General features: G+C 42.0%; 14 protein-coding genes, 1 tRNA gene and 1 rRNA gene. 4 read left to right on the top strand and 12 right to left on the bottom strand.

What is annotated here, in order from left to right; genetic code table 11:
* The 7 genes from G9Q97_RS04185 to G9Q97_RS04155 all read right to left on the bottom strand — a co-directional run.
* Positions 1 to 61, bottom strand: a 16S ribosomal RNA gene (locus G9Q97_RS04185); the annotation flags it as partial.
* Positions 62 to 491: 430 nt separating this feature from the next.
* Positions 492 to 1,508 carry a PorP/SprF family type IX secretion system membrane protein gene (locus G9Q97_RS04180; RefSeq protein ID WP_166143402.1) on the bottom strand — a complete coding sequence of 339 codons (1,017 nt, stop codon included), beginning with the start codon at positions 1,506 to 1,508 and terminating at the stop codon, positions 492 to 494.
* Between the two features lie 8 nt (positions 1,509 to 1,516).
* Positions 1,517 to 3,841 (bottom strand): PKD domain-containing protein, encoded by a 2,325-nt coding sequence (locus G9Q97_RS04175; protein ID WP_166143400.1) that lies wholly within the window; start codon positions 3,839 to 3,841, stop codon positions 1,517 to 1,519.
* 239 nt (positions 3,842 to 4,080) lie between these two features.
* Entirely contained in the window at positions 4,081 to 5,352 is a 1,272-nt protein-coding gene (locus G9Q97_RS04170) for an adenylosuccinate synthase (protein ID WP_166143398.1), read from the bottom strand.
* 116 nt (positions 5,353 to 5,468) lie between these two features.
* Positions 5,469 to 5,813, bottom strand: a complete 345-nt coding sequence (locus G9Q97_RS04165) for an STAS domain-containing protein (RefSeq protein WP_166143396.1) — start codon at positions 5,811 to 5,813, stop codon at positions 5,469 to 5,471.
* Positions 5,810 to 6,307 carry a Fur family transcriptional regulator gene (locus G9Q97_RS04160; RefSeq protein WP_166143395.1) on the bottom strand — a complete coding sequence of 166 codons (498 nt, stop codon included), beginning with the start codon at positions 6,305 to 6,307 and terminating at the stop codon, positions 5,810 to 5,812. The genes G9Q97_RS04165 and G9Q97_RS04160 overlap by 4 nt, the downstream gene beginning before the upstream one ends.
* Before the next feature lie 58 nt (positions 6,308 to 6,365).
* Entirely contained in the window at positions 6,366 to 8,585 is a 2,220-nt protein-coding gene (locus G9Q97_RS04155) for a RelA/SpoT family protein (protein WP_166143393.1), read from the bottom strand.
* A gap of 230 nt (positions 8,586 to 8,815) precedes the next feature.
* Between G9Q97_RS04155 and G9Q97_RS04150 the strand changes: the two genes are divergently transcribed.
* The 4 genes from G9Q97_RS04150 (at position 8,816) to clpX (ending at position 12,300) form a co-directional block, all read left to right on the top strand.
* Positions 8,816 to 8,897, top strand: a tRNA-Leu gene (locus tag G9Q97_RS04150).
* An 86-nt stretch (positions 8,898 to 8,983) separates the two neighbouring features.
* Positions 8,984 to 10,312, top strand: coding sequence for a trigger factor (tig, locus tag G9Q97_RS04145; protein ID WP_166143391.1), 1,329 nt, complete (start codon positions 8,984 to 8,986; stop codon positions 10,310 to 10,312).
* An 82-nt stretch (positions 10,313 to 10,394) separates the two neighbouring features.
* The gene (locus tag G9Q97_RS04140; RefSeq protein ID WP_246255384.1) at positions 10,395 to 11,066 is read left to right on the top strand and encodes a ClpP family protease; all 672 of its coding nucleotides are present in this window, start codon (positions 10,395 to 10,397) and stop codon (positions 11,064 to 11,066) included.
* Between the two features lie 7 nt (positions 11,067 to 11,073).
* Positions 11,074 to 12,300 carry an ATP-dependent Clp protease ATP-binding subunit ClpX gene (clpX, locus tag G9Q97_RS04135; protein WP_166143389.1) on the top strand — a complete coding sequence of 409 codons (1,227 nt, stop codon included), beginning with the start codon at positions 11,074 to 11,076 and terminating at the stop codon, positions 12,298 to 12,300.
* A gap of 19 nt (positions 12,301 to 12,319) precedes the next feature.
* On the opposite strand, the gene lpxB is transcribed toward clpX, so the two are convergent.
* From lpxB to G9Q97_RS04110, 5 genes are all read right to left on the bottom strand, one after another.
* Positions 12,320 to 13,438, bottom strand: a complete 1,119-nt coding sequence (lpxB, locus tag G9Q97_RS04130) for a lipid-A-disaccharide synthase (RefSeq protein ID WP_166143387.1) — start codon at positions 13,436 to 13,438, stop codon at positions 12,320 to 12,322.
* Positions 13,439 to 13,468: 30 nt separating this feature from the next.
* Complete coding sequence (locus tag G9Q97_RS04125) at positions 13,469 to 13,888, bottom strand: 6-pyruvoyl trahydropterin synthase family protein (protein WP_166143385.1); 420 nt, start codon at positions 13,886 to 13,888, stop codon at positions 13,469 to 13,471.
* Between the two features lie 559 nt (positions 13,889 to 14,447).
* Positions 14,448 to 17,231 (bottom strand): aconitate hydratase AcnA, encoded by a 2,784-nt coding sequence (acnA, locus tag G9Q97_RS04120; RefSeq protein ID WP_166143383.1) that lies wholly within the window; start codon positions 17,229 to 17,231, stop codon positions 14,448 to 14,450.
* Positions 17,232 to 17,363: 132 nt separating this feature from the next.
* Positions 17,364 to 18,332 carry an MlaD family protein gene (locus G9Q97_RS04115; RefSeq protein ID WP_166143381.1) on the bottom strand — a complete coding sequence of 323 codons (969 nt, stop codon included), beginning with the start codon at positions 18,330 to 18,332 and terminating at the stop codon, positions 17,364 to 17,366.
* Positions 18,329 to 19,081 carry an ABC transporter ATP-binding protein gene (locus G9Q97_RS04110; protein WP_166143379.1) on the bottom strand — a complete coding sequence of 251 codons (753 nt, stop codon included), beginning with the start codon at positions 19,079 to 19,081 and terminating at the stop codon, positions 18,329 to 18,331. Before G9Q97_RS04110 ends, G9Q97_RS04115 begins: the two co-directional genes overlap by 4 nt.

Raw genomic sequence — 19,081 nt, 5'->3', positions numbered from 1 at the left:
CTTGCATGTATTAGGCCTGCCGCTAGCGTTCATCCTGAGCCAGGATCAAACTCTCCATTGTAAAGTTTGTGTGTGGTTCCTGATTCCCCTCTCGGAAAATCATCCCCAATTTGTGTCTCTGGGCTCAAAGAAATAATTTTTTGCTTATTTAATGTCTGACAAAACTTCAAAGAACTTAGTCCGGTTTCTGGTAAACCTTACGCTTACCACCGGTTTTGACTTACTTTCATGCCGCCTCTTTAAGACCGCTTTCCGTAAGGGAGTGCAAAGGTAATTAACTTTCTCACTCTGGCAAAATTTCTGGAAATAAAATTTAAAACTTTTTAAACCCTAATTCTCCATGTCAACCTATTCCCCCGTTTGGGATCACAAAGATGATATCTTTTTTCCATTTCACAATGGAGATAACAAATAAAAGTAAGGAAATGGTTCAAATTATCTGACTGTCAGGTAGAAAAAAATATAAGCTTTAATTGAGCTGTCAATTATTGCTAATATTTGAATCCGGGAATGTCCCTATCATGCTTTTTCCCTGTTTTATAATTGCGAAAAGTATAGCGTACCGATACCTCGTGGGCCCCTCCTGAATTCCTCCAGCCTAACTTGGAAATGGTAAAATCATAGCTGTATCCTATTTGCAGATCGTTGGGCAATGAAAATCCCAATAAGGCAATCAAGGCTTCATTGTTGGGCAAGGCGTTCTTTGTTGGCAATCCCCTGTACCACATGCCTACCATTACCGGGGCATAAAATAATTCTGCCCCCAAATCAAGTTGGTCAAAAAGTCCCTGTCTTTTATAATTGAAGGCCAAAGACAGGGTTCTTTCCTGTAAGGTATTGTTGATCACATCACCGATGCCCGGGCTAAATATATCAAAAGTTACTCCACCGTGAACAGCATACCGGATAGGAAGCCGGTTTTCATCCATTTGGAGAAATGAGGTGTAGGGCCTGGTGAGATGATGTGCTGCCAGTCCCAGCCAAAATTTATCATCATAATAGTATAAACCTGCATTGATATCCTCATGACTCCTCTGGCTGACATCCGTAACCCAGTTGATTCCTTCTCCTACTACGATTCCCCTGTCAATGTCCAACTGTGTTCCAAGGATAATGCTTTCTACATTCACATTCCTATTTACAAAACTGGCCTGAAAACCGGCATGCAAAAATTTCTCTTCCCCCAATCGAAGCCGGTAAGCATAAGTCAACCCAATTTCCATATTTTGCAGTTGGGCAAAGGTATCCCGGGTTCCGTTAGCGATTACCCCAATTCCGCTGTTTCTGTGGTCGATGAAATGGTCAAAATAAGCAGAAAATGTATTGAAACTATGATCTAGCCCAGGCCATTGATTTCTGTAATTAACCCCAATTCTCGTCCATTCGGTGCTTCCTGTGAATGCAGGATTCAAATAAATTGGTGCTGCATAAAATTGGGAAAACTGCATGTCCTGTGCCTTCAACTGTTGGAAAAACAGTCCAAACAAAATAAGGGCCGATATGCACATCCATTTTATCACCTTATCAAAAGAAATTTTCCGGAACGGGTTACTTGCTCTCCTCTTGTAGTTTCAAAATCTGCCCTGTAAACGTAAGTACCGGGAGGAAGGGGAGCCCCATTTAGATTACCGTCCCAACCATTCCCATTAAGATCAGTGGTCTGGAATAAAAACTCCCCCCAGGCACTGAAAACCTTCAAATCCATTTCAGCAATCCCTTTGGTCTTTGGAACAAAGAAATTATCCTCTTCCCTTGTCGGGGTAAACCCGGAAGGGAACATGACCCGGTAGGTTCGGGTAATGGTTATCACCATTTGATAACTTGCCTCACAATCAGGACCCGTTTGGACTGTAAGTGTCACCAAGAACTCTCCCTTATCTCCAAATACATGCGCCGGAGACCTCTGATTGCTGGTATTGCCATCTCCAAAATCCCAATGCCAGTTTCGGGGAGTACCGGTAGACTGATCCAGAAAGCGAATTCTGTCATCTGCTAAAATCCCATCCGGAGCCTCATCCTTAAGTCCTGTAGCATTGAGAACATAATCAAAGGATGCTGCCAATGGCTCGTCAGGAACACTTAACCTGAAGGTTACCGGATCAGACCAACAATCAATTTCTTTAGGTCTTACACGTAAAAAATACAAGCCCTCCAAATTGATCTGAGTAATCGCTTCGTTTACAAAAGCATTTCCCAACTCATCTTCCACCTGGTAATCAAACAATTCGCCATCATATGCTGAAATATAAGTCCTGATATCCGGAAAAAGATCTGGCTGGCAAACGAATATGGTTCCAGGTATTTCCAATTCCGGAAAATCCGGAAAGGCTATTTCAATGGGGTCTGAAACCAAAGGGCATCCTTGTTGGGAGATGGCACGTGCCTGATAACTTCCCGGACCGGTAAGGGTAAGGTCAGGGGCGTTTTCACCCTGAAGGAACTGCCCGTCAAGTAACCATTCAAAGGAAGAAATTTCCTCCCCAGAATACATGCTCAACTCCACTTCATCTCCGGGACATGCGGAAAGGGAGTCTAAGGGAAGGTCGTTGATGAAAACAGTTAGCGGTTCCGGAACTTCGTTGACATTGAGAATGAGTGGATCACCGGCTGATGTTTTACCGTAATTATCGGTAATAGTGTAAAAAATTTGTACCTGATCGCCATTAAACCCTTCATTTGGAGTGAATGAAAAGTACCCCTCCTGCCCAAGGTATTTAAAATCTCCTCCCTGAAAACTAACAACCTTTTCTTCGCAGTCCTCATGCAGGCAGGGGTCCTCATTAAATTCAGAAATATCCTCCATGGTTTCAAAGAAATTCATACAACTGATCCTGGAATTTTCATTGGGTAAACTGATCAAATCACCAGGTACTTCCAGAAAATTTTCCTGGCCCAGGCAGACGACCATGTTTTCCAAAGGAGCAGCTATAGGATTTTCCAGATTATCTTCATCAGCAACTTCAACCAGTAAATTGCGTATTTCGTGGATATTGGTCTGCCCTCCTGTAGAAGCTGCAAATCCAATTTTCAAGGTTTCGGGTGCGGGATAAGGATAGTCTACATTCTCCAACAGGCTAATTTGTCTTGGGTTTCCCCTGACAGTTGTAAAAATCAGCTCTACATCCAGATGGAAACCTATACCTGGGTTTTTTGGCCGCAACTTGACGATGACTTTCCGGTACCCGGGTTGATCTGGATCGGTGACCCTTCTGGTTCCAATCCCTCCAGAGCTTATGGTGAAACGCTGGTCCTCCGGCAATCCAAAAACTCCACCTTCATTTGTTTTCACCCCGGCAATAAACCGATAACCATCCGATGCATGCCCCGGCCCCCTTACCACTACACTATTAGGATGAAGCTGGCTGGCCGGGCCAGGGAAGCCCCCAATCTTGCCTTCTGAATTATTGCCAAAATTGCCAAAACTGTCAAATCCAATTCCCATATAAGCACGGGTTAAACCTGTCCCTCCAATTCTCGGAGCATATCCCAGAGAGCCCCCAAAACCTCCGGGGGCAAAAAAATTGCTGGCCCCATCAAACAGAAACACAGTTAACCCATCAGCACCGTCTCCACCATAACTGAAATATTCAAAAGATGCTTTAACCCCAAAACTTGAAGAAAAAGGAATATCAATGTAAACGTATCCACTTTGTTCCATCACCGCCTCGGTTAGTCGCAACACCCCATCGCGTAACCGGGCATCCCCTCCAAATATGGTTTGGTCCCTTTCTATTTCATCCTGAAATGATTCACAATAAGGAAATCCCTGCTGGCTCCACACCCTAAAAGGTGAAATAAGCGCAACAACCTGAAGAAGAACAAACAGATATATTTTAGGCATGCTTCAATCCGGAAAATCACAATTTTGACCTGGTGCTGAATTCACACAACTCCTTAAATCTAAAAGCCATTTGATGAGGAAAAGGTTTTCTTCATACATGCCTATGCTTTTAGATCAAATAACGTTGAGGAAACTTCTGCCTTTCAGGATCCGGTAGTTAAGATAGGCAAATAAAAAATAAATAAAAAAAGGCTTCCTTTATTATATTAAAAGAAGCCTTTTTTAAAAGAAAAGCAATGTTATTTTAAAATTGTTTTTTTCCTGTCAGGACCCACCGAAACCATATTGATGGGCACTTCCAGATGTTTTTCTAAAAACTCAACATAATTTTTCAGGGCATCAGGAAAATCTTTGTATTGTTCCACTTCATTCAGGTTGCAGTGCCATCCATTCAGTGTTTTGTAAATCGGCTTGAATGATTCATCATTCCCACTTGGAAAAAGGCGGTCGGTAGTGGAGCCATCGGGAAGCTCATACCCAGTACATACTTTAATCTCCTCAAAATCATTTAAAACATCTGCTTTCATCATGAATAGCTGGCTTACCCCATTGATCATTATGGAATATTTCAATGCCGGTAAATCCAACCAGCCACACCGTCTTGGTCTTCCTGTGGTGGATCCAAATTCATTACCTTCTTTGCGCATCTTTTCCCCATCCTCGTCGAAAAGCTCTGTAGGGAAAGGACCACTACCTACCCTTGTGCAATAGGCTTTGAAAATACCAAACACCTCACCGATGGCAGCAGGCGGAACTCCAAGGCCCGTACAGGCCCCTGCTGTCATGGTACTGCTGCTGGTTACAAAAGGATAACTTCCGAAATCAATGTCCAAAAGTGATCCCTGAGCTCCTTCTGCCAAGACCTTTTTACCAGATTTGAGGGCTGCATTTACTTCAAACTCAGTTTCTACAAGATTCAATGATTTGAAAAAAGTCACCGCATCGAAAAACTCGGCTTCCAGTGACGGAAGATCGTTTAGCTTATATTGATAATATTCCAAAATGGAACGGTGCCTATCGGAAAGTTCCAGGTATTTTTCTTTAAAATCCGGAGCCAGCATGTCCCCAACCCTTAACGCTACCCTCCCAATTTTGTCCTGATAGGTCGGGCCAATGCCTTTCAGCGTCGAACCGATTTTTTTATCTCCCTTGGACTTTTCATAGGCAGCATCCAAAAGTTTATGCGTTGGAAGAATAATAGTGGCCTTTTTTGAAATCGCAAGGTTTTTTTTGAAATCAATATTGAACTTTTTAAGGGCTTCAATTTCCTTTTTCAAAACAACGGGATCCAGAACCACACCATTCCCAATGATATTGTGGATGTTTTTTCTAAAAATACCACTTGGTATTTGATGCAAAACATGTTTGATTCCGTCAAATTCCAAGGTATGACCAGCATTCGGCCCCCCTTGAAACCTGGCCACCATTTCATAGGCCGGTGCCAGGTAATCCACTACTTTTCCCTTGCCTTCGTCACCCCATTGGAGACCTAAAAGAACGTCCATTTTCATTTTTTTATAAATAAGTATACAGCCCTAAAATTCAAATCAGCCGTGAAGATTGCCAGTATTGTAAAAATTTACAACTCCCGGATGATTTTTATTTAGGAGAAAAATGATATTTAAGTCTATTTTGATTGATTCACTGCTTCCTCCAAAGAGTCAAAAACATTAAAAATATTATTAAGCTTGGTAATGATCAACAATTTTTTCACGTGTTCAGAGGGTGAGGTCAGGTAAACTTCCCCATCGTTATTTCTCATTTTGGTTAATATCGTGATCAAAACACCAATACCACTGGAACTGATATACCTGACTTGGCTGAGATCTACAATACAGGTTTGGACTCCTTCCTGAATACCATCAGAAACCAATCCTACCAGGTGAGGACCAGACTCATCTCCGATTAAATCCCCCTTGATTTTTAAAACCAATGTCTTGTTCTCAATATAGGATTCAAATGTTGCTTTCATTGACTTGATTTTAAATTTTTCTCTGTTGAGTTTTCTTGTTTAAATTCACAATTCTCATCAGTGCAGTTTCCATATAGCAGCAATGAATGGTGAATGATATTGAAATTTAGCACCTCTCCCACTGTGTTTTGAATATTTTGAATCCGGGGATCACAAAATTCTTTAACCTGGTGGCACTCAGTACAAATGAGGTGATCATGCTGTTTATAGCCATAAGATTTTTCATATTGCGCCAAATTCTTTCCAAATTGGTGCTTGGTGACCAAATCACATTCAACCAAAAGATCCAGCGTATTATAAACCGTAGCCCTGCTTACACGGTAATTTTTGTTTTTCATACTGATATACAGCCCTTCAACATCAAAATGCCCTCCCCTGCTGTAGATCTCTTCCAAAATAGCATACCTTTCGGGGGTTTTCCTGAGCTTCTTGTTTTCAAGATAGGCAGTAAATATTTTCTTTACCTTCTCGTAAAGACTTTCATTTGAAGCCATACTTTCATTTTTTTTTACAAATATACGGTTCTTATTTGAATATGGGTGCTTCCCGTATTTAATCAAACCTTGACACCTTTAAGACGCCAGGTACCTTTGATAAGTTTTCAATAAGATTTTCCAGGTGATTGGTACTGTGTACGTATAACTTGATGCTGCCTTCAAAAATTCCACTATCCGAATCTACGGTTATGGATCGCATGTTTACCTTTAATTCATTCGATATGACTTTAGTCAGATCACTGATCAATCCAACCCTGTCGGTTCCCACTATTTTCAATCCCGCCAAAAATGCAATTTGCTGCTGACTTGTCCACCTGGCTTTAATAACCCGATTTCCATGATTGGAAAGTAACTCAAGGGCATTGGGACAGGCCGTCCTATGAATTTTTATCCCTTCATTTACCGTAACAAAGCCAAATACATCGTCTCCGGGTATGGGATTACAACATTTGGCCAATACATAATCCACCACATCCATGTCCTCCCCAATCAATAGCTGATCATGTTCGGGACCCTTCAAATTTTTTATCTCTTTGGTAAAAGACTTTTCATCCGTAACATGCATCATTGGCACTTTCCTGGATTTCTTCTTTTGTTTAAAATCCCTGAAAGTCTTGATCGCTGTAGGATCAATGATCCCTCTACCTACTTTATAATAGAATTCAGTTGTGGTCTTGGTTTCAAAAAAGGCACGTAGTTGCTCCACCACCTCCGATGAAAAATCAATTTTCATCTGCTTCAGCTTCCGTTGGACAATTTCTTTCCCATCCAACATGTAACCCTTCTTTTCCTCTTTAAGGGCATCTTTAATTTTGGCTTTTGCTCTGGAGGTTACAACCGATTTGAGCCAGTCTTCAGTAGGTTTTTGTTTATTCGAAGTCAGTATTTCTACCTGATCTCCATTCTTTAATTTATGCCCTATGGAAACCAATTTTTGATTGACCTTTGCACCAATGCATTTCGCGCCAACTTCCGAGTGAATCTCAAAAGCAAAATCCAGGGCTGTAGCACCAAAGGGCAATACCTTTAAATCTCCCTTTGGGGTGAAGACAAAAACCTCTTCCTGAAACAGATTTCCCCTGAAATCATCCATGAATTCAATAGCAGAACCGTCATTGTTTTCCAATAAAGTTCTTACCTGTGTGATCCACTCATCCAGGCTTCCAGCCGCTTTTTCAGGTGCATTTTCCTTTTCTTTGTATTTCCAATGTGCCGCATAACCCCGCTCTGCTATATCATCCATGCGCTGTGTCCGAATCTGGACTTCCACCCATTGTCCGGTTTGACTCATTACTGTGGTGTGAAGGGACTCATAACCATTGGATCTTGGTGTGCTTATCCAATCCCTCAACCGGTCCGGATTGGGACGGTAAAAATCCGTTACCGTGGAATATACCTGCCAGCAGTCTGCCTTTTCATTTTCATAGGGTGTGTCGATAATTATCCGGATTGCAAACAAATCATAGACCTCTTCAAACGGGATGTTTTGGGATTTCATTTTATTGTAAATGGAAAAGACAGATTTTGGTCTGCCCTTGATTACAAATTTAAAACCTTGTTCCTCCAATTCACTTTCAATGGGGGCAATGAAGGTTTTGATAAACTTGTTTCTTGAAATCCTCGAATCTTTGATTTTTTTGACGATGTATCCGTAAGCCTCCTGGTCCATGAACTTTAAATGTAAATCTTCCAGTTCAGATTTAATGGAATACAAGCCCAGCCTGTGAGCCAAAGGGGCATATAGAAACTTGGTTTCGGAGGCAATTTTCAATTGCTTGTGCCTGGGCATGGCATCCAGGGTCCGCATGTTGTTTAGCCGGTCGGCCAATTTAATCAGTATTACCCGTACATCATCCGATAAGGTAATCAACATTTTCCTGAAATTTTCCGCCTGTTGGGAGGTCCCGTAGTCAAAAACACCCGCAATCTTGGTCAGTCCATCTATTATTTGGGCCACTTTGGTACCAAACTCCTTTTCAATGTCTTCCAATTCAAGATCTGTATCTTCCACTACATCATGAAGCAAAGCAGAAATTATACTGGTGGTGCCCAGGCCAATTTCTTCCACACAAACAAGGGCCACCTCCAAAGGGTGATAAATGTAGGGCTCGCCTGATTTTCTTCGCATTTCTTTATGTGCCTCACTGGCCACGTTAAATGCTTTCTTGATCAATTTGGCATCACCTGATTTGAGCAATGGCTTGGCGACTTTCAAAAGTCGGCGATACCGTTTCAGGATTTCCTTACGCTCTTCTTCAATATCAACTTTGATCATATGGTACAAGTTATAAAATAATTCCTATCGAAGGAATCAAATCCGAAAGTAATATTTGTAATTTTTTTGGATCAAGTTATTGAAACTTTAAAATTGATGATTACCTTTGCATCCACGTAAAAAACAGGGTATGCGTTCAATAGTGGTTACACTTTTGAATAGACCTGAAAATTTTCAGGTAGATTAAGATATAAGCAAAAATAAACAGCTTGTCCCTTATTATTACTTTTGCGGATGTGGCGAAATTGGTAGACGCACTAGACTTAGGATCTAGCGCCGCGAGGCATGGGGGTTCGAGTCCCTCCATCCGCACACCCTTTTAGAATCCCTCGATCTTGATCTTGTAAAATGTCAGGATTGAGGGTTTTTGTTATTGGAAAACATTAAATACAGATCCCTTGGAAATTACATTAGACAAACATGCTGCCAATGAGGCTTTGGTCAAGATAAAAATCAATGAGGCTGATTACCAACAAAAAGTAGATGCCAAAATAAAAGATTATGCCAAAAAATCCAATATCAAAGGTTTCCGACCTGGAAAAGCCCCCTTTGCAATGGTGAAAAATCTCTATGGCACTTCTGTTTTGGTAGAAGAAATCAACAACATTTTATCCAAATCCCTGAATGATTATCTGAAAGAGCAGGATTTTGAAGTGTTGGGGGATCCGATTCCTCAGGATGCTGAAAGCGAAAACATTGATTGGAAAAAACAAAAGGAATTTGAATTCGACTATAAAATCGGTTTTGTAGAAAAGATTGATGTGAACCTGGAACAAAAGCTGAATGTTAAAAACTACCAGGTAGAGCTTTCTGACAAAGAAGTAAATGAAGCTCTTGACAACATTAAAAAGCAATACGGTAAAATGACCAATCCAGAGGTCAGCGAAGAAAATGATTTTCTATATGGCGACCTTAAAGCTGCTGATGGTTCATACGAGGAGACGCTCTCTTTACCTCTGAATGAACTGGACGGGCGTTCACTTAAAAAATTCTTAGGGGTTAAAAAGGAAGATGTTATCTCATTTGATCCTTCTAAAGCGATCAAAGGTGATTTGGCAGAAGTATTGAACATCAGCAAGGAAGATGCAGAGAAACTTTCAGGCGACTTCACTTTCACCGTTCAGAATATCAACCGCACTGAAGAAGCTGAGTTGAACCAGGAGCTATTTGACAAAGTCTTTGGCCCGGATCAGGTTTCCTCCGAAGAGGAGTTTTTAGAAAAAATCAAATCGATTCTGACTGAAAATTACCAAAAAGAAGTGAAAGTGTTCAATGAGGAACAGCTCAAGGATAGCCTGGTGGCCAATCATGAACTGGATTTACCGGAGGCGTTTTTAAAAGATTGGTTGGTTCGGGCCAATGAAGGTAAATTCAGCAAAGAGGATGTAGAAAAAGAATTTCCAACGTATACCAAGCAGCTGACCTGGTCTTTGCTCTCCAACCAGATTGCAAAGGAAAATGAAATCAAGGCGGAACATGAAGATGTTATTGAAAAAACCAAGGAAATGATTCGCGAGCAATTGGCTTCCTCTGGCATGGGCTCTCAAATGGAAGAGAATATGGATATGTTTTTGCAAAATTACCTGCAGGGCAATGAGGGTAAAAATTACATGCAAATGCTGACAGCTGTTCAGAATGAAAAAGTCCTTGATTTTGTAAAAAACAAGGTCGATATCAAAGAAGAGAAAATAGCAGTTGAGAAGTTTAAAGAACTCCTTGAAAACTAATTAAAGAAATTATTTGTTCATAAAAAGTCCTTTTGTAAGGGCTTTTTTTATTTTTGTATCATTATACTTAAGAAAGCAGAAAATGAATAAAGAAGAATTTAGAAAATTCGCAGTAAAAGGGCAGGGAATCAGTGGCAATACTTTTGACCAATATACACAATCGGTGGAAAACATGACCCGTGCGGTGATCGAAGAGCGACCTACCAATTTCAGGGAAATCGATGTCTTTTCCAGACTGATCATGGACAGGATCATATTCCTGGGAACAGGTGTAGACGACCATATTGCCAATATTATCACTGCCCAGCTCCTGTTTTTGGAGTCTGTCGATTCCAAAAAAGACATCTTGCTTTACATCAACAGCCCCGGTGGATCGGTCTATGCCGGTTTAGGTATCTATGACACCATGCAATACATAAATCCTGAAGTAGGAACAATATGTACTGGATTGGCCGCTTCTATGGGAGCTGTATTGCTCGCCGGTGGAGCAGCTGGTAAAAGATCTGCATTGCCACATTCCAGAATAATGATCCACCAACCTTCAGGGGGCATGCAGGGACAATCAAAAGACATGGAAATCACTGTAAAACAAATACTGGAATTGAGGACAGAACTGTACGAAATTCTTGCTAACCACAGCGGCAAATCCATTGAAGAGATTGAAAAAGACTCCGACAGAGACTACTGGATGAGGGCTGCTGCTGCAAAAGAATATGGTTTGATTGATGAAGTTTTGACGAAAAAAGAAAAATAAATACCGGATGGCTCAAGTAACGTGTTCCTTTTGTGGTAGAAATAAAAAAGACGTTGACCTCATGGTCTCTGGCATTTCTGCACATATTTGTAATTATTGCATCGAACAGGCTTTTCAGATTTTAGGTGAGGAAGACAAAACGAAAAAGCATTCCAAAAAGCCTAAGTTCAAGCTAAAAAAGCCCAAAGAATTGACGGCTTACCTGGATGAATATGTCATCAGCCAGCAGGAAGCAAAGAAAGTCCTGACTGTAGCCGTTTACAATCATTACAAAAGATTGGGACAAAAAGAAGAAATGGATGATGAGGTGAAGATCGAAAAATCAAACATCATCATGGTTGGGGATACCGGAACAGGTAAAACCTACCTGGCCAAAACCCTTGCCAAGACCCTAGAAGTTCCGTTTTGTATCGCAGATGCCACTGTGCTGACTGAAGCTGGTTATGTGGGGGAAGATGTGGAAAGTATCCTTACCCGTTTATTGCAAGCGGCTGACTATAACGTAGAAGCGGCCGAAAGGGGAATTGTATACATTGACGAACTGGATAAAATTGCCAGAAAATCAGATAACCCATCCATTACCAGGGATGTAAGCGGGGAAGGTGTACAACAGGCCATGCTTAAATTGCTGGAGGGCACTACAGTAAACGTTCCCCCACAGGGAGGAAGAAAACACCCGGATCAGAAAATGATCTCTGTAAACACGGAAAACATCCTATTCATTTGCGGTGGTGCTTTTGATGGTATTGGAAGACATATCGCCAGCAGGCTGAACACCCAACCTATGGGATTCAGCAAAAAAAGCAATGCAGAAGTGGTAGATAGAAATAACCTTTTGCAGTATGTTACTGCGCAGGATCTTAAGGCATATGGCTTGATTCCCGAACTCATCGGAAGGCTTCCTGTCATTACGCATCTGGACCCCCTGGATAAAGCTACCCTTAAAAGGATTTTAACGGAACCGAAGAATGCATTGACCAAACAATACATCAAACTGATGAAAATGGAAAATGTGGTTTTGGAGTTTGAGGAGTCAGGAATTGATTTTATTGTGGAAAAAGCAGTGGAATTCAATCTTGGTGCACGAGGGTTGAGATCGATTTGTGAGGCCATCATTACCGATGCCATGTATGAGTTCCCCTCAGTGGAAGAAGAGCAAACACTCATCATTGACCGGGACTATGCCAGCTCTCAATTCGAAAAATCAAAATTTAAAAAGCTTCAGGTTGCCTGATGCATACACCTGGGAAATCTTACCGGTTTCCTGAATTATTTAAGGTATTGTAAATTAGCCTTGCAGTTTCATGCGAGGCTTTTTTTTGTCCAATCTTATCAATTAGTGATTCATATCCTATTACTGCCTTGTCCCTTTCAGGTCCATCTGGTAAAATACGCTGTAAACTAGATTTAACCGATGAAGGGCTATATTGATTCTGGATCAACTCTTTGACCAATTCCTTTCCAGCAATTAAATTGACCAGGGAAATAAAAGGCACCCGGATCAACCTTTTGGCAATGGCATAGGAAATTTTACTGGTCTTGTAGACCACCACCTGAGGCACCTTAAACAAGGCCGTTTCCAGGGTCGCTGTTCCTGAGGTTACTACGGCTGCCCTGGCATGATGCAAGACATCATAGGTTTGGTCAAAAACAACCTTCAGCCCTGCATCGATGGCCTCCTTGTATATTTCCGCGGGAAGGTTCTTTACGCCGGCCACCACCCAATCCACTTCATCAAACTCGGATTTTAAGGCGATCATGGTTTGGAGCATCTCACTGATCTCCTGCTTTCTGCTTCCCGGCAAAAGGGCCACCAGGTTTTGGGCCTTGAGTTCATTCTCTTGCAAAAAATTCGGATTGGGCAGGAATTTTTTCTTCTCATCTAAAAGTGGATTACCCACATAATCAACTTCCCAATCGAATTTCCTGAAAAAATCAGGTTCAAATGGCAAAATAGAATACAAATGATCAACGTATTTCTTTAGTTTATAGGCCCTGTTTTGATTCCAGGCCCAGACTTTGGGGGCAATGTAATAGTGAACAGGAATGCCATGCTTACTGGCAAAAGCCGCCATCTTCATGTTAAACCCGGCAAAATCAACCAGAATCAAGGCATCCGGCCGGTGCTTCAGCAAGTCGGATTTAATTTTATTCAGGTACCTGAAAACCCTCCTGAAGTGCAGCAACACCTCGACAAAGCCCATCAGGGCCATTTCCCGGTAATGGGCCACCAGAAAACAACCTTCAGCTTGCATGTAATCCCCTCCCATTCCCCTGAATGCTGCTTCAGGGTCTGCTTCTTTTAAGCTTCTTAATAGATTGGAGGCATGCAGGTCTCCGGATCGCTCCCCTGCGATGATGTAGTATTTCAACTGGCTTGGGTTTGTTGGTTCAGGTAAAGGTTATTCCCCATAATATTCCACAAAATTCCGGGGGGTTTCATAAAGGGTTAGCTTGTACAAGCCCCCATCTTTGACCAGGTCATCCACCAATGGCTGGAGTATCTTCCAGAATTCCATGACCAGGTTTTCACAACTTGCCATTTTCCCGCTCATAAAAGGCACATCCATATTGAGATTTTTGTGATCTACTTTGTCGATCACCTCCCGACGGATCAGGGTACTCAGTTGCTTTAAATCCACCACAAAGCCAGTATCTTCATCCGGCCTTCCCTTGATGGTGACGATCAGCTCAAAATTATGCCCATGCCAGTTTTCATTGGCACAAGGGCCAAAAACCGATTTGTTTTTCTCTTCAGACCATTTAGGATTCCACAACTTATGCGCTGCATTAAAGTGTTCTTTCCTACAAACGTGTACCATTTCAATTATCAATTAGGCTGCAAAGTTAATCAAAAAATGAAAAGATTCCCTGCTGACCCTTGCAAAACAAAATCTGCCGAAAATCTATGAATAAGCCATCTCCAAAAAAATTAAAAACTGTCATATGAACCTGAGCTCGGGTAAAGATCGTCAAAAAAAACTCAATAGACCGTCATCGGTAACCCTTTTAGGTTGACTTAGATGGTGGGGCAGTTTCGTTTGGCTAGAGATTCTCCGCTCAAAACCAGCTCTAAGCCAACCGATGGGGTATTTACAGCTCCTTTCTTTAAAGTATTACTTCTGAAGAAATATGAAAAAAAGAAGGCCCATATTTTAAATACGCAAAGAGGACTGGGCCGACAAAAAACCGAGCTTGTCCAGACGGTAGTCAGTGGCTTGTCCCGATTTCTAAATTTAAAAAAGGTTAGTTCTCGAAATAACGGTTTCTTCCCAAATTCCATCGAACCCAGGTTATGAGACCCTTGGTTTGCCGGCTTATAATGAAAAAGCAGTACCATTTCAGAAATGATACTGCCTTATTCTATCAAAAAACCTATTATCAGGCTTTCAGAAATTGCCTCAATACATAATGGAGAATTCCTCCATTTTTGTAGTACTCGATCTCAATGGCGGAATCCAGACGGGCAATTACCTCAAAATTAACTACAGCACCATCCTCTTTTTTGGCACTGGCCTGTAGTACTTTCAGGGGGCTTAATCCGTCTTTTATGCCCCTTATGGATATCTGTTCTTTCCCCGTAAGGCCAAGGGAAGCAGCAGATTGTCCTTTGGCATATTGCATGGGCAACACCCCCATACCTACCAGGTTGGAGCGGTGAATCCGTTCATAGCTTTCCGCAATCACTCCTTTAATCCCAAGCAGAGTAGTTCCTTTGGCTGCCCAGTCTCTGGAGGAGCCGCTGCCATATTCCTTACCTGCCAATACTATCAATGGCACCTTATCTTTCTGGTATTTGGCAGAAGCGTCATAAATCGTCATCTCTTCACCTGAAGGCATATGGGTGGTATATCCTCCTTCCTTTCCGGTCAGCTGATTTTTGATCCTTACATTGGCAAAAGTACCCCGTACCATTACCTCATCATTTCCCCTTCTGGAGCCATAAGAGTTGAACATGCCCTGCTCCACTCCTTTGGCAATCAGGTATTTTCCTGCAGGAGAAGTAGGTGAGAATGAGCCAGCAGGAGATATATGGTCCGTAGTAATGGAATCACCCAATTTAAGCAGGACGCGACTATTTTCAATATCGTTCGGTTCGTTTACCGTCTCCGAAATGCCTTTGAAAAAAGGTGCTTCCTTGATATATGTGGATTTATCGGACCATTGGTACACCTTATCTTCAGGTGCCTTTAAGGAACGCCACTGTTCATTTCCTTCAAAGATTTCTCCGTAATTTTTCTGGTAATCATTGGGAGAAAGCACCCTGTTGGATACCTCAAATATCTCTTCATTGGATGGCCAGATGTCCTTTAGGTAAACCGGTTCAAGGTTCGGATCGTACCCCAGGGGTTCATTGTTTAAATCTACGTCTACTCTTCCTGCCAAAGCGTAGGCCACTACCAGCATGGGCGACATCAGGTAATTCATTTTTACCTGAGGGTGTACCCTGGCTTCAAAATTTCTATTTCCTGACAAAACGGAGGCCACCACCAGGTCATTGTCCTCTACTGCTTTGGCAATGTGCCTGGGCAAAGGCCCGGAATTACCAATACAGCTGGTGCAACCGTAGCCCACTACATGAAAGCGTAATGCTTCCAGATCGTCGAGAAGTCCGGCGTTTTCAAGATAATCGGTAACAACTTTTGAACCAGGAGCCAGAGAGGTTTTTACCCAGGGTTTGACATCGAGTCCTTTTTCTCTTGCTTTTCTGGCAATTAAACCTGCACCGATCATCACACTTGGATTAGAGGTATTGGTACAGGAAGTAATGGCTGCGATCACTATGGAACCATCATGAAGGGCAAACTTCTCATTATTGAGCTTGATTACCACCGACTTTAAGCCATTTTTTAGTTTTGTCTCAATTTCAACATCGCTGTCTACATTACTCTTTTGATCTTTTACAGGCTGATTTCCTCCGCCCTCTGCGTACCACCTGCCCACATCATCTCTCTTGTCAATGGGAATATATTCCCTGCCGTGTACTTCCTTGAGCAGGTATCCGAATTTTTCTTTGAATTCGCGCATGAGGATCTTATCCTGCGGCCTTTTGGGACCGGATACGGTTGGTTCTACCGAACTCAGGTCCAGCTCCACTACCGTTGAATAATCAATTTCGTCCTCATTGGCTCTCCAAAGCATATTGGCTTTGGTATAATCTTCAACCAATTTTATCTGATCTTTCGTCCGGTTTGTCTTGGACATGTAGTCCAATGTTCTATCGTCTATGGGAAAATAGGTGACCGTACAGCCAAACTCAGGTGACATATTTGAAATGGTGGCCCTGTCCGGTACAGACAAATTATCCAATCCGGGACCAAAAACCTCCACGAATTTACCCACTACACCTTTTCTCCTTAATAATTCAGTGATGGTCAGCACCATATCCGTCGCTGTGGTACCCAAAGGCAGGGAACCTGTGAGTCTTAAGCCTACCACCTCAGGCATGATAAAATAAATCGGCTGACCGAGAAGGGCTGCTTCTGCCTCTATACCGCCCACTCCCCATCCAACTACACCTATACCGTTGACCATGGGAGTATGGGAGTCTGTGCCAACCAGGGTGTCCGGAAATACGTTTCCTTCTCTCGCAATCACCCCCTGTGCCAGATATTCCAGGTTTACCTGATGGCAGATGCCCATACCCGGCGGCACTACAGCAAAATTATTGAAAGATTTTTGAGCCCATTTCAAAAATTCATACCGCTCTCCATTTCGCTCGTACTCCACATCCACATTCCTTTTATAGGAATAATTGGTTCCAAAATAATCTACCTGTACGGAGTGGTCAACTACCAAATCCACGGGAATGAGTGGATTGATCTTTTCCGGGTCCTTTCCTTTCCTGACAGCCTCTGACCTCAAAGAAGCAATATCCACCACTGCAGGCACTCCTGTAAAATCCTGCATCAGCACCCTGGCTGGTTTGTAGGGGATATCTTTTTCGGAGGCCTCGGGCTTCCAATTTAACAGCGTTTCTATATTCTCTTTGGTAATGGCAAAATCATCAAAATTCCTTAGCGCATTTTCCAAAAGTATCCTGATGGAAAAAGGCAGTTTTTTGATCGGGTATCCTTGCTCCTCAAGGGCTTTCAAACTCCAGTATTGGAGATCCCCTTTGGAAGTAGGAAGTTTCTTTATAATTTTATAAGGATCTTTAGCCATATTTCAAGTAGGTTTAATGAAAAAAAAGATTTCAAATTGAATCAGGGTTGAAAATACCCCGTCGTTACAATATAGGTTTTTTTGCCAAATATGGAAAATAAAAAAAGCGGAAAATGCTCCGCTTTTGATGTTTTACTCCTCATTTGCTTTGTCTCTTTTTCTAAAAGCCCCGCGAAAGAACCAATGGTACCGCATGGCTTCCAGGGTTTCATTCATGCGCACCGTACCTGTATCCAGGTTGCTCATGGTGCTTTTCAAATAAGCTGCAAATTCTTCATCGTTTAATAACATGCCCAAAGTATTGTCATTTTGGGTTAGTCCTTCACTTGCGGCATTAAAATTGGCTGCGGCATTGTTTACTTCCTCTCCCGTTTTTTCCAATCCCCTGGCTGTGTTTCTAAGGCTCGCAAAAACAGTAGTATCATTGATCAAATCGTCAATCAAGCCGCCTTCCTGGTTCAGTTTATTGGAAAATTCCGCCAATTCCGAAGTCATTCTATTGCTATTGATTGCGGTACGTTCCAGGTTTTCCATCATAAGCTTGAAATCCCTGGCCATGGTACTATCGGTAAGTACAGAACCAATAATACCCTCTCCATTGGCTATCTTTTGAGTCAGCACTTTCAAGTCCTCTGTTATTGAGACCAGGTTATTATTATTTACTTGCAGGGTTTCCATCATTTTATCGGTATCCAGCGGCATCACTGCGGTAAGTCGGTCTCCATTTTCCACAGAAGGGCCATCTCCTGTTCCCCCATAAATAACGATGATTTTGTTACCAATCAGACCATCCGAGCTTATCGTTGCCTTGGAATTTTTCTTGATATAATCCTTGGCAGAAGATTCAATGTTCATTTCTATCTCTACCTGGGAATTCCCATAGAAGTTGATTTTTTTTACGGTACCGATTTTCACCCCTGAAAACCAGACATTATTACCGGTCTGTAGTCCCCCAATGTCATCAAACACTGCAAAGACCCGAATACTACTAACAAAGGCTTTTTGTTGGGCTCCCAAAGTAAGAATTCCGGTAACCAAAATGATGATCCCTATCAGCACAAATATGCCAACGGTAACCGATTTTTTATTGTCATTTCTCATTGCTTGATGAAATTATAGTCATAAAATGATTTAACTCTACCATCCTGTGCATGTTCGAATACTTCTTCAAATTTTCCCTTTGCCCCAAAGACACCGTCTAGCAATACTGCCATTCGGTCTCCTGTTACTTTGGCACATGTAAGGTCATGCGTAATGATAATTGAGGTGGTCTTGTATTTTTCATTCACCTGATTGATCAAATTATTGATATCCATACAGGTTATGGGATCAAGTCCTGCAGTAGGCTCATCATACAGCATGATCTCCGGTTTCAAAATTAGCGTTCTGGCAATGCCAATCCTCTTTCTCTGACCACCGGAGAGTTCGGATGGCATCTGGTTGATGGTGCCCAAAAGACCCACGCTATCCAGAACGTCCTCGACCAATTTATCTTTATCTGCCTTACTTAGGTTTTTGACGTTTCGTACCAGTGGAAATTCCAGGTTTTCCCTGACTGTCATGCTATCATATAAGGCGCTGGCCTGAAATGAAAACCCAATTTTAAGGCGCAATTCATTAAGCTCCCTCTGGGACAGCCCCTTGACTTCCTTTCCCAAAACCTTCACCGAACCCTCATCTTGCGTAAGCAGTCCTACCATTATTTTGATCAACACGGATTTTCCACTTCCTGATTTGCCAAGGACTACCAGGTTTTCCCCTTTGTACAGGTCAAGGTCTACACCCTTTAATACATCCAGTTCTCCAAATGACTTGACCAAATTTCTTACCTTAACTACAGTTTCTACCAT

The sequence above is a fragment of the Cyclobacterium plantarum genome, from assembly GCF_011290685.1.
GTDB lineage: Bacteria > Bacteroidota > Bacteroidia > Cytophagales > Cyclobacteriaceae > Cyclobacterium > Cyclobacterium plantarum.
The sequence above is the reverse complement of the archived record's forward strand: the minus strand, read 5'-3'. Positions and strand labels throughout refer to the sequence as shown.